General features: G+C 39.0%; 11 protein-coding genes. 10 read left to right on the top strand and 1 reads right to left on the bottom strand.

Translation table 11 applies throughout. From position 1 onward, the window contains the following. The first annotated feature begins 96 nt into the window (after positions 1-96). From AC3E7H_RS04325 to AC3E7H_RS04285, 9 genes are all read left to right on the top strand, one after another. Positions 97-933: a LicD family protein gene (locus AC3E7H_RS04325; protein WP_001281439.1), complete on the top strand. Its 837-nt coding sequence runs from the start codon at positions 97-99 to the stop codon at positions 931-933. Then, positions 930-1,898, top strand: a complete 969-nt coding sequence (locus AC3E7H_RS04320; RefSeq protein WP_000975116.1) for a glycosyltransferase family 2 protein — start codon at positions 930-932, stop codon at positions 1,896-1,898. Before AC3E7H_RS04325 ends, AC3E7H_RS04320 begins: the two co-directional genes overlap by 4 nt. A gap of 24 nt (positions 1,899-1,922) precedes the next feature. Next, the gene (locus tag AC3E7H_RS04315) at positions 1,923-4,079 is read left to right on the top strand and encodes an O-antigen ligase family protein (RefSeq protein WP_001011705.1); all 2,157 of its coding nucleotides are present in this window, start codon (positions 1,923-1,925) and stop codon (positions 4,077-4,079) included. 44 nt (positions 4,080-4,123) lie between these two features. Beyond that, positions 4,124-4,936, top strand: coding sequence for a LicD family protein (locus AC3E7H_RS04310; RefSeq protein ID WP_001290851.1), 813 nt, complete (start codon positions 4,124-4,126; stop codon positions 4,934-4,936). A gap of 37 nt (positions 4,937-4,973) precedes the next feature. Then, the gene (locus AC3E7H_RS04305; protein ID WP_000848951.1) at positions 4,974-7,508 is read left to right on the top strand and encodes an MBL fold metallo-hydrolase; all 2,535 of its coding nucleotides are present in this window, start codon (positions 4,974-4,976) and stop codon (positions 7,506-7,508) included. A gap of 283 nt (positions 7,509-7,791) precedes the next feature. Next, positions 7,792-8,887, top strand: a protein-coding gene (gene prfB, locus AC3E7H_RS04300) for a peptide chain release factor 2 (protein ID WP_148130293.1) whose coding sequence is annotated in 2 segments (ribosomal slippage) — positions 7,792-7,863 and positions 7,865-8,887 — 1,095 coding nt in all. Because the reading frame shifts where the segments join, the coding sequence is not laid out codon by codon here. A 15-nt stretch (positions 8,888-8,902) separates the two neighbouring features. After that, a complete protein-coding gene (gene ftsE / locus AC3E7H_RS04295) occupies positions 8,903-9,595 on the top strand; it encodes a cell division ATP-binding protein FtsE (RefSeq protein WP_049508675.1) in 693 nt (230 codons plus the stop codon). Continuing rightward, positions 9,588-10,514, top strand: coding sequence for a permease-like cell division protein FtsX (gene ftsX, locus AC3E7H_RS04290; RefSeq protein WP_000625530.1), 927 nt, complete (start codon positions 9,588-9,590; stop codon positions 10,512-10,514). The genes ftsE and ftsX overlap by 8 nt, the downstream gene beginning before the upstream one ends. Positions 10,515-10,751: 237 nt before the next feature. Further along, on the top strand, positions 10,752-11,906 hold the full coding sequence (locus tag AC3E7H_RS04285; protein WP_075228071.1) for an MFS transporter: 1,155 nt from the start codon (positions 10,752-10,754) through the stop codon (positions 11,904-11,906). A 286-nt stretch (positions 11,907-12,192) separates the two neighbouring features. Here the strand turns inward: AC3E7H_RS04285 and AC3E7H_RS04280 are convergent, their stop codons facing one another. After that, the gene (locus AC3E7H_RS04280) at positions 12,193-12,813 is read right to left on the bottom strand and encodes a TVP38/TMEM64 family protein (RefSeq protein ID WP_045763499.1); all 621 of its coding nucleotides are present in this window, start codon (positions 12,811-12,813) and stop codon (positions 12,193-12,195) included. Positions 12,814-12,949: 136 nt separating this feature from the next. Between AC3E7H_RS04280 and AC3E7H_RS04275 the strand changes: the two genes are divergently transcribed. Then, on the top strand, positions 12,950-15,595 hold the full coding sequence (locus tag AC3E7H_RS04275) for a DEAD/DEAH box helicase family protein (protein WP_490676168.1): 2,646 nt from the start codon (positions 12,950-12,952) through the stop codon (positions 15,593-15,595). Positions 15,596-15,611 lie beyond the last annotated feature (16 nt).

Below are 15,611 nucleotides of genomic sequence, written 5' to 3'. Positions count from 1 at the left end.
TCTTAGGCTTTGATTTTTCACATGGTCAGATGGATTTATAAACTATTTTTATGGTATAATAGAATGATGTATTCTATAGAAGAGGAAGAGAATAAGATGAGTGATTTAAAGGCAATTCAAGCTCGTAGCCTAGAGATGGCTGAATATTTTGTCGCCTTTTGTAAAGAACACGATTTACTCTGTTATTTGTGTGGTGGAGGAGCTATTGGAGCTCTACGAAATAAAGGTTTTATTCCTTGGGATGATGATTTAGACTTCTTTATGCCCCGCAAGGATTATGAAAAATTAGCAGAGTTATGGCCTCGTTATGCGGATGAGCGTTACTTCTTATCAAAAAGTGATAGAGACTTTGTTGATCGCAACCTCTTTATCACTATTCGAGACAAGGCAACAACTTGCATCAAGCCTTACCAACAGGACTTGGATCTTCCACATGGCTTAGCCTTGGATGTTCTTCCCTTGGATTACTATCCTAAAAACCCAGCAGAACGTAAGAAACAGGTACGTTGGGCTTTGATTTATTCTCTCTTTTGTGCCCAAACCATTCCAGAAAATCATGGAGCTCTCATGAAATGGGGGAGCACGATTTTATTAGGATTAACTCCTAAAGCCCTTCGTTATCGTATCTGGAAAAAGGCTGAGAAAGAAATGACTAAGTATGGTCCAGTTGAAAGTGATGGCATCACAGAGTTATGTTCAGGTCCGGGCTACATGAAGAAGAAGTATCCAATTCATGCCTTTGAAGATAGCATTTTCTTACCATTCGAAGGAACAGAAATGCCTATTCCAGTTGGTTACGATGCCTATCTAAGCACAGCTTTTGGTGATTACATGACACCACCACCAGCTGACAAGCAAGTGCCTCACCACGATGCCCTTATAGCAGATATGGATAAGAGTTACACTGAATATAAGGGAGAATATGGGGCATGATGAAAGAAAAAATTAGCGTTATTGTTCCAGTTTATAATGTAGAAGCTTATTTGGAACGATGTGTAGAGTCGATTTTAAAACAGACTTATACCAATTTTGAATTGCTTCTTATTAATGATGGTTCGACAGACCAGAGTGGTGACTTGTGTGATCAGTTGGCATCTAAAAATGAAAATATCAAAGTTTTTCATATTAAGAATGCTGGAGTTTCAAATGCTAGAAATGTAGGTATTCAACATTCAAGAGGAGAATGGATTACTTTTATTGATAGTGATGATTTTATTACACCAGATTATTTGGAAACTTTAATAAGTGTAGTTGATAGTGACGATTCTATCGGCTTTAGTATAGCGCGTCTCCACCATATAAAAAATGGTCAAATTACAGAATTACCAGTTTTTTCAGGAAAGAAAGAAAAGTGGTCGACAGAGGAGACAATGAGAGAATTATTGATAACAACCCGGACTTCTTTTTTCCCTGTTGCAAAATTGTTTAAAAGGGAGATTATTTCAGGTTTTATATTCAATACAGACTATCATTTGGCTGAGGATGCATTGTTTTTAACAGAAGTTTTACTAAAAACCAAATGTACAAGCGTATTTATTGATAAACCAATCTACTATTATGATCATCGTCAGGGAAGTGCGACAACTTCTGTCAACAATCATGTATTTGATACCATAGAGGTCTATAAGATTATTATTTCTGAAGTTTTTCAAAGATTTCCAAAACTCAGAACTGAATTAGTGAATAGAGAATGTTGGTCCTATATCACAGTGTATGATAAAATAATTTTTACAGATTCAAGCCAATATCGAACAGAAAAAGTTAAGTTGAGAAAGTGGATTATTAATCATTTATCTGAGATATTAAAAGACCCTTATTTTACTCATTTTCGAAAAATAGCCGTTTTGTCGCTCCTTGTTTCTCCATGGATCTATAGACAAATTGTCGGCTTGAATTAATAATGTCATTTAAAGGAGTTGAAGATGAATTTTTCAAAAACGAATGAATGCTTTGAAAAATCAAAATTTTGGATTTCATATCTGTTTGTTTTTATTTCGATTTTAAGCATGAGTTCACTAGTCTATAAAGTAACAAATCCTGTTTACAAGGGATTATCAGCAGTTGTTGTTCTTTGTATTTGTTTAACCTTATTGTTAAATTGGAAACGAATAGAAATCGATAAGAAATTCCTAGGTTTATTTGGGCTTTTGACGGGGAGTCATCTAGTAGCAACACTGGTTAATCGTTCAGGCCACTTACTTGGAAATATGGTTGAAATCTTCTTTATGATAACTTACATTTTACTATTTACCATGGTGAATTTAGAGTATCTAAAGAAGTTAATTCGCTTGATTGCAGGAACGGTTCAAATTGTTTCTTTTTTCTCAGCCATATTTGCTTTTGTTCTTTTAATATTTAGAGTCTTAATATTATTTAAAATTGGAGAACAATCCTATTATTATGGTGTTATGAATGGACGCTTGTGGGGAATTGTTAATCCAAATGCAAGTGCTATTTTTTCTTATATCAGCATTGTTTTTGCTTTGTACCTTATTCATAAAGGAAGTAAATACTCAGTTTATCTAAAGATAAATAATCTGATTCAGTTAATCTATTTTGCAACCATGCAGAGTAGAGGAGCACTCTTATCAGTCATTTTGATGCTTGGAATTTATTGTCTTTTTATTTCTAGAGGAAAATTACTCAAAAAATGGCTTACTTTTCTAGTAGCTAGTATCTTACTCACAGGTAGTAATATTGGTATTAGTTATGTAACTTCTATATACATTTCAGCAGCCAAGGCAACTGTAATTGACTTAAATAAAGGCAAATCATATTCAGAGACAGATTCGGACGTAGCCAAGAAAAACGGGGAACTTCACCTAATCGAGACGACACCAAGTGGTCGTACTTATATCTGGAAAAATGCTATTAAAATGGGAAGTGCAAAACCGTTATTTGGCTATGGTGTTCGAAATGTTACCGATTACTATAAAGAGTACTTTAGTAAATTTGAAATTCAGAATTCGCTGATTGGTGGGAACTTCCACAATATATTTGTAACAATTTTTGTAAGTTCAGGATTATTAGGTTTACTTTCTTTCATCATTTTAATAAGTTATATCGCTGGAAGATTTGTTACTTATTTAATTGTGTCTAAGAAGAATAGCGAAAAATTTATTATGATTCTATTTTTTGGTATTTTATTTGGACAATTGTTTGAAAGTCAGATCATGTATTCTACAAACTTTATCAATATTATTTTCTGGTTAGTGATTGGTTATGGTTTAACAGTCTGTTCGAAAGAAAAAAATATCCGTTATGAGGAAGTGACAGATATTTCTGAAATCCAACAGATGGAATTAGGAATCATGGAGTATATTCATGAAGTTTGTCAGAAAATTGGTGTTAAGTATTTCTTAGCTTATGGTAGCTTAATTGGCGCAGTTCGTCATCAAGGTTTTATTCCATGGGATGATGATATGGATATTTGTATGCTTCGAGATGATTATGAAAAATTACAAGATTATTTGATTGCCCATCCAGATGAACGATACGAAGTCATGTCTTATAAAAATAATATCAATTATGTTTATCCTTTCATGAAGGTTCAAGATAATCGAACCTACCTACTTGAGGAAGATGTGCGAATTGATTCAAATATGGGTATCTATGTAGATATTTTCCCTGTAGATGGTTATGAAGATGATCAGGCGTTTAAGGATAAAATGACTAAAATCATCAAGAAACGCCAGTTAAGTTGTTATACTTTCAAAGGAATTACGAATACTAAAAGTGTAGTAAATTCAATTATCCGCTATATTTCTGTTATTATCTTTTATTTCACAAACACAAATAAGTACGTTTCTCAAATCGATGAATTGGCAAAATCTAGAAAAGTAGAAGATTATGAACAAGTAGACTATCTTATCTATAAAGATATGAATAAACCTGTTTGGAAACGAGAATGGTTAGAAGATGTTGAAATTGGTAATTTTGAAGGGAAAGAATTTTTGATACCAAAACACTACCATGAAATTCTTACTTCCGATTATGGAAACTATATGCAGTTGCCACCAGTGGAGCAACAGGTTTCCCATCATGACTTCAAACTGTGGAAAATTGTAGAGAATGGATAATATTTTTTCATCTTAGGAAAGAGTAAAAAATAGGAGTGACAAAGATGTCTGAGAAAATTTTAAGTCTAGAAGAGATCAAGCAAGTAGAACTTGATATTCTAGAGTATTTACATAAAATCTGTGAAAAACATGATATTAAATATTTTATCGATTTTGGAACCTTGCTTGGGGCTGTACGTCATAAAGGCTTTATTCCTTGGGATGATGATACAGACATTTCTTTAGCTAGAGATGAATTTGAAAAGTTATACGCAGTTCTAAAAAACGATAACCACCCATACTATAAGCTGATTTCTTTTAGAGAAACGAAGGGTTATCCATATAGTTATATGCGTGTTTACGATATTCGAACACGGAGAGATTCGAATCTTTTAGATCCAAGTGTTGTGCTTGGAACTTGCGTAGATGTCTTCCCGTACGATGGTCTTGTTACGGACGAACAAGATCGTAAGAAAATGAAACTATATAAACAACTAATTCGTCTATCGTCTTTGAACTTTAAAGGAATTAAATACGAAAACGGAGGGATTAAAAATCTTCCTCGTTATATCGCGTCAGCAATATTCAGATTTACATCTCCTCAATTCTGGAATCAAAAGCTAGAACAACTTGCCTTAAAATACAGTGTTGAAAATTCTACAGACTTGGTTTGTTCAACTTATGATTCATACTATCCAGCTGGCATTAAAGCAGAATGGCTGTATGATACAATTGATATGCCATATGAAAATCTAATCCTAAAAGTACCAAGAAGATATCATGAGATTCTTGTCTATGAATTTGGGGAAGATTATATGACTCCGCCTCCTGCTGACAAACAGATACCAGGAAATGAGAAGAATTATTGGATTGATTAGCGAAAGAGTATATAAAAAATAGAAAGTTGAATGCCTTATGAAAACTATTAAAAAATCAATATTACTTAGTGCCTTGATCTTATCGGCATCAATAATTCAAGCACAAACAGTAAATGCAGATACAATCTCAGCAGGTTCAGGGAATCGTATCCACTTTATCAATACAAAAGCTAACTCTGGAAGTGATGCTATTTTACTAGAAAGTAATGGTCATTATGCTTTGATTGATATGGGAGAGGATTATGACTTTCCGGATGGAACGGATACACGTTATCCAAATCGATGGGGAATTTCTATTAACAATTATCAAGTTTTGGAAGATCGGTTGATTCGCCATCTTGATCAATTAGGTGTCAAGAAATTAGATTTTATATTAGGAACTCATGTTCATAGCGACCATATTGGTGGAGCAGATGAAATTCTTAATCGCTATCAAGTCGATAAATTCTATTTGAAAAAATATTCGGATCAACGAATTACAAGCACTTGGGGATTGTGGGATAACCTTTTCAATTATGATAATGCTCTTCGTGCTGCACAGAATAAGGGAGTTACACTTATTCAAGACATAAAAGATGAAGATAGCAAGTTCAAATTTGGGGATATGGATATTCAACTTTATAATTATAAAAATGAATATGATGCTGATGGAAACCTAAAAAGAGTTCTTGATGATAATTCCAATTCAATTGTTGCAGTAGTGACTGTAGCAGGAAAAAGAATTTATCTTGGTGGCGATTTGGATAATGCTGAGGGAGCTGAAGATAAATTAGGGCCTGTTATTGGAAAAGTGGATATGATGAAATGGAATCACCATTACGATGCCAAGGTTTCTAATACAATTGGTTTCATTGAACACCTTTCTCCTAGTATGATTATCCAAACAACTGGAGGAGATATTAACCTCGCTTCAACGAGAGACTATCTAAAAAATAAAAATATTCAAGTGATTCATGCATCAAGTAAAACTCAGGATGCAACTGTATTTGATATTAGTGATAAAGGCTTTACAAATGTCTCAGGAGATTTTCCGAATATTCCTACTGTTGAAGAGAAATGGTATAAAGAAGATGGTTACTGGAAGTATCGTTTAAAAGATGGTCAGATGGCTATTGGTTGGCATGATATTGCTGGTGCTACATATTTCTTTAACGGAAAAGGTCAAATGCAGAGTGGTCGTTGGCTCCGTATCACTGACGAATGGAATGGAGAACCAAAATTTAATGATTACTACCTAAACAATGATGGTAAAATGCAGACGGGTGGTTGGTTCTATCATGATAATACTTGGTACTATATCCAGTCAAACGGTGCAAGACGTTACAATGAACTAGCTGAAATTGGTGGTCAAAAATACCTCTTTGATAAGGATGGTAAAATGCTAACTGGCTTACAAGTCTTCAATGGTAAGAAGATGCTCTTTGCAAGTAGTGGTGCTCTTCAAACAGAAGGAACTGCATCTAGTTGGCAAAAAATAGATGGAAACTGGTACTACTTTGATGAAGAGGGAACTCGAATCGTTGGAAAAAAAGAAATCAATGGAGCTACCTATTATTTCAATCAAGAAGGGATGATGCAAACCGGTTGGATCTTTACTGAAGGTCATTGGAACTATTTTGCAAGTTCTGGAGCTATGAAAACAGGTTGGGTTAAGGATAAGGGTACATGGTATTATCTGGATAAAGACGGTGTCATGCTAACGGGTCTTCAAGAGATTGATGGCACTCGTTATTACCTCAATGCAAGTGGAGCTATGCAGACCGGTTGGAAATGGTTAGACAATCATTATTACTACTTCACAACTAGTGGATCTATGAAGACAGGTTGGCTTAAAGATAAAGAACTCTGGTACTATCTAGATAAAGACGGCATCATGTTAACAGGTCTTCAAGAGATTGATGGAACCCGATATTACCTTAATACAAGTGGAGCCATGCAAATTGGTTGGAAATGGTTAGACAATCATTATTACTACTTCGCAACTAGCGGAGCTATGAAGACAGGTTGGTTCAAAGATAAAGGGCTTTGGTACTATCTCAAACCTGAGGACGGTGTCATGGCAACAGGTCTTCTAAATGTTGATGGCACTCGTTATTATCTCAATGCAAGTGGAGCTATGGAGACAGGATGGCAATTGCTAGATAACCAGTATTACTACTTTACAGAAAGTGGAGCCATGAAGACAGGTTGGTTCAAAGACAAAGGACTTTGGTACTATCTCAAACCTGAGGATGGTGTCATGGCAACAGGTCTTCTAGATGTCGATGGCACTCGTTATTATCTCAATGCAAGCGGAGCTATGCAGACTGGCTGGAAACAACTGAATGGCAACTGGTACTATTTCCAAGCAGATGGTTCCTTATTGAGAAATGGAACAACACCTGATGGTTACAAGGTCAATCAAGATGGCATTTGGAGCTTGAATCCTGATAAAGTAGAAGTTCAGGAAAGTCAAGAAAAGCCTAAGAAGGATTCTGATAAGCTAGTAGAGAAGGAAGAAAAATCGGCAGAAGTCAATGAAAAAGATGAAGCTGCTGAAACAAAACCGACTTTGAAGGCAGATAAAGAATGATCTTAGTTGCTTTGCTAGAAAGCTGATTAGGTGCTACGTTCAGACCTGTCAGATACTTTTCTTTTAAAATAGTATTTATATACATCTCAGAGAATCAATCAATGTTTTTAGAATGAGAATATTGGTCAGCTTTGGGGTGTTTTTTGATTCTTTAAACCCTAACTTGTTGAAAGAACCCCTTCGTCTTCAAATAGAAATATTTTGATAAGAAATTTTAAAAAACACCGATTAGATAAATAAGAAAAATTATGGTATAATAAAACGATACAAAAAAGGAGTATATATGGACATTTCAGAAATTCGTCAAAAAATTGACGCCAATCGTGAAAAATTAGCTTCTTTTAGGGGGTCTCTTTGACCTCGAAGGGTTAGAAGAAGAAATTGCCATTTTGGAAAACAAAATGACAGAACCTGATTTTTGGAACGATAATATTGCGGCCCAAAAAACGTCGCAAGAATTAAATGAATTAAAAAATACCTACAATACCTTCCATACCATGGAAGAGTTGCAGGATGAGGTTGCAATCTTGCTAGACTTTTTAGCAGAGGATGAGTCTGTTAAGGATGAGTTGGTGGAGAAGCTAGCTGAGCTAGATCAGATGATGACTAGCTACGAGATGACCTTGCTCTTATCAGAGCCTTATGATCATAATAATGCTATTTTAGAGATTCACCCAGGATCTGGTGGAACAGAAGCTCAAGACTGGGGCGATATGCTCCTTCGTATGTACACTCGTTATGGTAACGCTAAAGGCTTTAAGGTTGAAGTCTTGGACTATCAAGCTGGTGATGAAGCAGGAATTAAGTCGGTGACCTTGTCTTTTGAAGGGCCAAATGCTTATGGACTTCTCAAGTCAGAAATGGGAGTTCACCGTTTGGTACGTATCTCACCATTTGACTCAGCTAAGCGTCGTCACACCTCGTTTACTTCTGTAGAAGTTATGCCAGAGTTGGATGATACTATTGAAGTTGACATCCGAGAAGATGATATCAAGATGGATACTTTCCGCTCGGGTGGAGCAGGTGGACAAAACGTCAACAAGGTTTCAACAGGTGTCCGTTTGACCCACATTCCGACAGGGATTGTCGTTGCATCAACCGTTGACCGTACTCAGTACGGAAACCGTGACCGTGCGATGAAGATGCTCCAGGCAAAACTCTATCAAATGGAGCAGGAAAAGAAAGCTGCTGAGGTAGATGCCCTTAAGGGGGATAAGAAAGAAATCACATGGGGAAGTCAGATTCGCTCCTATGTATTCACCCCTTATACCATGGTGAAGGATCACCGTACCAGTTTTGAAGTTGCGCAGGTAGATAAGGTCATGGATGGAGACTTAGATGGTTTCATCGATGCCTATCTAAAATGGCGTATTAGTTAAAAGAAAGGAAGTCACATGTCGATCATTGAAATGAGAGATGTTGTCAAAAAGTATGACAACGGGACAACAGCCCTACGTGGCGTCTCTGTGAACATTGAACCAGGAGAGTTTGCCTATATCGTAGGTCCTTCAGGTGCAGGTAAGTCAACCTTTATCCGTGCCTTGTATCGTGAGGTTAAAGTTGAAAAAGGAAGTTTGCAGGTTGCAGGTTTTAACCTCGTGAAGATTAAAAAGAAAGATATTCCGCTCCTTCGTCGTAATGTTGGAGTTGTCTTTCAGGATTACAAACTTTTGCCAAAGAAAACCGTTTATGAGAACATTGCTTACGCAATGGAGGTTGTCGGTGAAAGCCGTCGCAATATCAAAAAACGTGTTATGGAAGTTTTGGATCTTGTTGGTTTAAAACACAAGGTTCGTTCATTCCCTAATGAATTGTCAGGTGGTGAGCAGCAACGTATCGCCATTGCTCGCGCTATCGTAAACAATCCTAAAGTTTTGATTGCAGATGAACCAACAGGTAACTTGGACCCAGATAATTCATGGGAAATCATGAACCTTTTGGAGCGCATCAATCTTCAAGGGACAACTGTTTTGATGGCCACTCACAACAGCCAAATCGTAAATACCTTGCGCCACCGTGTCATTGCCATCGAGAATGGTCGTGTGGTTCGTGACGAAGCGAAAGGAGAGTACGGATACGATGATTAGTAGATTTTTCCGCCACCTATTCGAAGCTTTAAAGAGTTTAAAGCGTAATGGGTGGATGACCATTGCTGCTGTCAGTTCAGTAATGATTACCTTGACCTTGGTTGCTATTTTTGCCTCAGTTATCTTTAATACTGCAAAATTGGCAACGGATATCGAAAACAACGTTCGCGTCATGGTTTATGTCCGTAAAGACGTTGAAGACAATAGTGAAACCATTGTCAAAGAGGGCCAAACAGTTACAAACAATGATTACCACAAGGTTTATGATGCCCTCAAGGCTATGCCAGCTGTTAAAAATGTAACTTTCTCAAGTAAAGAAGAGCAGTACCAAAAGCTGACTGAAACCATGGGTGACGAGTGGAAGGTTTTTGAAGGAGATGCCAATCCTCTTCATGATGCCTACATCGTAGATACCAATTCACCAAGTGATGTGAAACCAGTCGCTGAAGAAGCTAAGAAAATCGAAGGAGTTTCGGAAGTTCAAGACGGTGGTGCCAATACGGAACGCCTCTTCAAGTTGGCTTCCTTCATCCGTGTTTGGGGATTGTTCATTGCAGGACTCTTGATTTTCATCGCGGTCTTCTTGATCTCAAATACCATTCGTATCACTATCATTTCACGTAGTCGTGAAATCCAAATCATGCGTTTGGTTGGTGCTAAAAACAGCTACATCCGTGGCCCATTCTTGCTAGAAGGAGCCTTTATTGGTTTGTTGGGAGCAGCTCTTCCATCAGTTCTGGTTTACTTTATCTATAACCGAGTATTCCAATCTGTCAACCCATCCTTGGTTGGACAAAACCTATCCTTGATTACCCCAGATACCTTTATTCCATTGATGATTGGTCTTTTGTTCCTCATCGGAATCTGTATCGGTTCACTTGGTTCAGGAATCTCAATGCGTCGATTCTTGAAAATCTAAGTAAGATAGTTTACTAAAATCTATAAAAGTAGGATTCAACAGGCTTCACCGAGTCTGATGGTCCTACTTTTTATGTTGAACTTATAAAGCAGTTGCTTGCCAATTTTTGGGAAACAGTGTATGATAGGAAAGGACCTTTTTGCTAAAAGAGTGATAGGGACTAGAAGAAAGGAATCTTTTTTCTCTAGAGTAATATCTAGCTCTTTTGACTTAACATAAATAATGAATGAGGATAAGATGAAACAATTTTTGGAAAAAGTGAGTATACTTTCCCTGTCGTTAGTATTGATCACATCATTTTCTATATCAAGTGCCCTACCAGCCATGTTTGACTATTATCAGGGCTATTCGACTGGTCAGGTCGAGCTCTTGGTCAGCCTTCCATCCTTTGGGATTATGGCCATGCTCCTCTTAAATGGAGTTTTAGAACGGATTTTTCCTGAACGTCTCCAGCTGACCTTGGGACTTTTGATTTTGTCAATCAGCGGAACAGCTCCCTTCTGGTATCAGGGGTACTACTTTGTCTTTGCTACTCGTCTCCTTTTTGGAATTGGTGTGGGGATGCTAAACGCCAAGGCCATCTCGATCATCAGTGAACGGTACCATGGCAAAACTCGTATCCAGATGCTTGGTTTTCGTGGCTCAGCTGAGGTGGTGGGAGCCTCTATCTTGACCTTGGCAGTCGGTCAACTTTTGGCCTTTGGGTGGACCGCAACCTTCCTAGCCTATGCAGCAGGTCTAGTAGTTCTTGTACTCTTCCTTCTCTTTGTCCCTTATAACAAAGAAGAAGTTCATGAGTCCAAGCAAAAGACAGAAGAAGTAGTAAGATTGACTCGCTCTATGAAACAGTTGATTTTCTTTCTAGCCATCGGGGCTGCAGTCATTGTATGTACCAATACAGCCATTACCTTCCGTATTCCTAGTCTCATGATTGAGGCAGGCTTTGGAGATGCTCAATTGTCAAGCCTGGTACTCAGTGCCATGCAGTTGATTGGAATTCTGGCGGGAATTAGCTTTTCTTTCCTCATCTCTGCCTTTAAGGAAAAATTGTTATTGGTTGCGGGTGTAACCTTTGGTATCGGGCAAATCATCATTGCTCTCTCACCTTCTCTCTGGGTAGTCGTTGCAGGTTCGGTCTTAGGAGGATTTGCTTACAGTATCGCTCTTACGACAGTCTTTCAATTGATATCTGAAAGAATCCCAGCAAAACTTCTCAACAAAGCAACTTCCTATGCTGTTTTGGGATGTAGTTTTGGTGCCTCGTTAACACCTTTTGTTCTTTCAGGAATTGGCTTAGTAACAACGAATGGTCGAATGACCTTTATCATTCTAGGAGTATGGATGATTGCGACATCAGTCCTTGTTTCTCTCCTACTGAAAAAAGAAGCTTAACAAAAAGAGGCTGGGCAAAAAGTTTTTATAATCAGAAAACGCATACTATCAGGTGTTGAAAAGCCTTGATATTATGCGTTTTATTTTTTTCATTTTCTGATAATACTCTTCGAAAATCTCTTCAAACCACGTCAGCTTCACCTTGGATTACATATGTGACTGACTTCGTCAGTCTTATCTACAACCTCAAAGCAGTGCTTTGAGCAACCTGCGGCTAGCTTTCTAGTTTGCTCTTTGATTTTCATTGAGTATAAAATTGAGTTTTTGATCAACCTTTTTTTAGTGGTCAGGCGAACATTTGCCAAAAGTAATCAATGATGTAGGTCAATCCATAAGTGTAAACAACCAGGGTAAAGGGCTTGGTCAAGATGATGATGGTCATGTAGCGCTTGAAGCTCATCTTGGTCAGAGCAGCCAGCATACAGAGAAAGTCCGCTGGACTAACTGGCCAAATCATCATAAAAATAAAGAAACGGTCAAAACGATTGCCCTTATCCAACCAGCCAATGTACTTATCATAGGTGCGCTTACTGACGACAGACTGAACAAAGGGGGCTCCGTAGAGACGCACCAAGTAAAAGATAATGGCGCAACCAATAACAATACCAATATAGTTGTAAATCGTCCCCACGATATGCCCGTAGATAAAGACACCGGCAACGGATGTCAGAGCACCAGGAATGATAGGAACAACCGTCTGCAAAATCTGTAAAAAGATAAAGAGTGGTGGCCCCCAGATACCGGCCTGTTGGATAAAGGCAGATAGGGTTTCCTTAGAATGCAAGACTCCAGCCTGATAGGCCCAGATACAGAAAATCAAAGTACCAACTCCACCGATGATGGAAGAAATATTAATTGCTTGCTGTAGAAGGGGAGAAACAGCTTTCATTTCTTTATCGTGTGACATGTAAACTCCTCTTGTGTAGTATGATTCTACTATACCATATTTTAAGGAGAAAGACTATATGGGAAACTTCGTGTGACTTAGTCTCAAGTATGGTAAAATGGGAATAAGAAAATGACAGCTTAGAATGAGGAAAATCATGTTAGGATTGAAGTTTAATGGTACTTGGCGCAACTATCAAAAGCAGGTTTTGGATAAGTTCCAAGAATACCAGGCAGATGGCCATGTCCACCTTGTGGCAGCACCAGGTTCAGGGAAAACAACCATAGGAATCGAGTTGATTGCCCGCTTTGATAAGCCTGCCCTCGTTTTGGTACCGACGGTGACCATCCGGGAACAATGGGTGGATAGGATTCGCCAGGCCTTTTTAGAGGATGAGGACCAAGTCACAAATCTCGTGTCCCAAAATCTCAAGGACATGAAGCGAATTACCATCGCCACCTACCAAGCTTTTCACAGCGCTATGCAACAGGTACAATCTCAAGAGGATAATGGCGAGATTGAGGACTATGTCGGATTTGACCTAATTGCCAGCCTCAAGGAAAGGGGCGTTGAAACCCTCTGTCTGGACGAATGCCATCATTTGAGAAATGAATGGTGGAAAAGCTTAGAAGACTTCCGTAAAAGCTACCAGCAACTGAAAGTCATCTCTCTCACTGCGACACCGCCTTATGACAGTGAACCAGAACTCTGGGAACGCTATCTCCAGATGTGTGGCGAGATTGACCAAGAAATCACAGTGCCAGAACTAGTCAAGGAAGATACTCTTTGCCCTCATCAGGACTTTGTCTATATCTGTTTTCCGACTAAGGAAGAGGACAAGCGCTTAGAAGAGTTTGAAGACACCAAGTGGCAGTATGTCAGACAACTAGTCCTTGATCCTGACTTCCAAGAGCTGATTCGGAGTTCCAAGGTCCTCAAAGGGGAAATCTCTGCGGATATGCTCCTTGAAGATCCCAAGTATCTCTCAGCGCTCCTCATTTATCTACAAGCTCAAAAACAGGAAATTCCCAAGCATCTACAAGATTTACTAGGAGCTGAAGGCTTGCCTGCCCTCAATTATTATTGGCTAGAAGTTCTCTTGCAAGGCCTTCTCTATCAGACTCCTGACTGGTATGAGGATCCGCAGGAGACAAAGAAAAAGATAGAAGCAGAACTGAAATCAAGAGGATTGATTGAAAAACGTCAGGTTTTCTTGGTCAAATCCAAGGCCAATGACCAAATCCTCAACCAATCATTGGGGAAATTATCTGGAATTGCTGATATCTTTGCGACCGAGTATGCTAGCCTCGGAAAAGACTTGAGACAACTAGTCCTAGCAGACTATATTCGTAAGGACTTTGCTAACTATCTAGGGGATGATCAGGCACCCATCACTCAATTAGGTGTCCTACCTTACTTTGAAATAATTCGCAGAAGTGCACAAAAGCAAAGTTTTTCTGTCCCTATAGCAGTCCTTTCTGGTAGTGTCGTTATCATACCTGCCAGTGTCAAGGCTGAACTCGAAGCACTCATCCCAAACACTAGCTTGACCTTCTCTGCTATCGGAAAACTTGACCAAGGGACCTATCTCCAAGTAGGTTTTCCATCCATCTTTAAGGGGATGGTCGCAGCAGTGACCGAGCTCTTCCAACGTGGTTCTATCCAGGTCTTGGTCGGAACCAAGTCTCTCTTGGGAGAAGGATGGGATGCACCTTGCGTCAACTCTCTCATCCTCGGAAGTTTTGTCGGAAGCTTTATGCTCAGCAATCAGATGCGAGGGCGTGCCATTCGTGTCTGGTCAGGCCATCCAGAAAAGACCAGCAATATCTGGCACCTAGTAGCCATCAAACCTTACAAAAATCCAGTCTTTTCTAAGGAGGATCAAGAAGAACAAGACCTCAATCCATATCAGGACCTACAAACCCTTGCCCGTCGTATGGACCATTTCCTCGGTTTGTCCTATAAGGAAGATACCATCGAAACAGGTCTGGATCGCTTGAACTTTCCTGAGTTTCCATTTAAAAAAAAGAAACTCAAAGACTATAACGAGAAGATCATGGAACTATCCAAAGATCGTGCCTCGCTTCGTAAAAAATGGCAGGAATCTCTCATTGTTGTTGATAAGATTGAGATTGTCAACGAAGTGGCGACCGACAGCAAACGAATCCCTCTGCTTGCCTTGGCGGATGCTGAAAAGTGGCTTCGCTATGCTCTGATGGTATTTGCCATTAGTCTCCTGGCTTATGTCGTTCGACTAACCTTATTTGCCTTGCCATGGTTGACAGCTCTTTGTGGCCTCTTCCTAGCCATCACAGCATTTCGCTACTACAGTTACAAGAGTCCTTATAAACGCTTGCGCCAGATCGGTGAAGCTATTCGTAAGGTCATGGTGACTGCAGGGCATTTGTCTGATGACCAGTCGCGCGTGCAGGTCGATGAGGACAAGGATAGCTTTAACGTCTTTGCCTATCTAAAAGGTGGCAGTATGCGAGACAAGGAACTTTTTTCCAAGGCCTTGGGAGAATTCTTTGCACCAGTGGACAATCAACGCTACCTCTTAGTCGCTCAAAAAGCACCAGCAGGTCAGTCCAAGTATTTCGTAGTGCCTAGCCTCTTTGAAAAACGCAAGGAAGATGCCCAGCTCTTCCTAGATGCCGTCGCACCACAGCTAGGTGAGTACCATCTAGTTTACACCCGTAATGAAGCGGGCAGAAAAGTCTTACTCGAAGCCCGACTCAAATCCCTAGCCAACAAAAATGACCGTATCATCACCAAGAAGAAGGTCAAAAGTGCTTTGAAGTAGGGGGGGAAGAAGTTAT

The sequence above is a fragment of the Streptococcus sp. SCPM-O-B-15304 (M98) genome (assembly GCF_058200215.1).
This window is presented reverse-complemented; position numbering and strand designations above follow the sequence as displayed.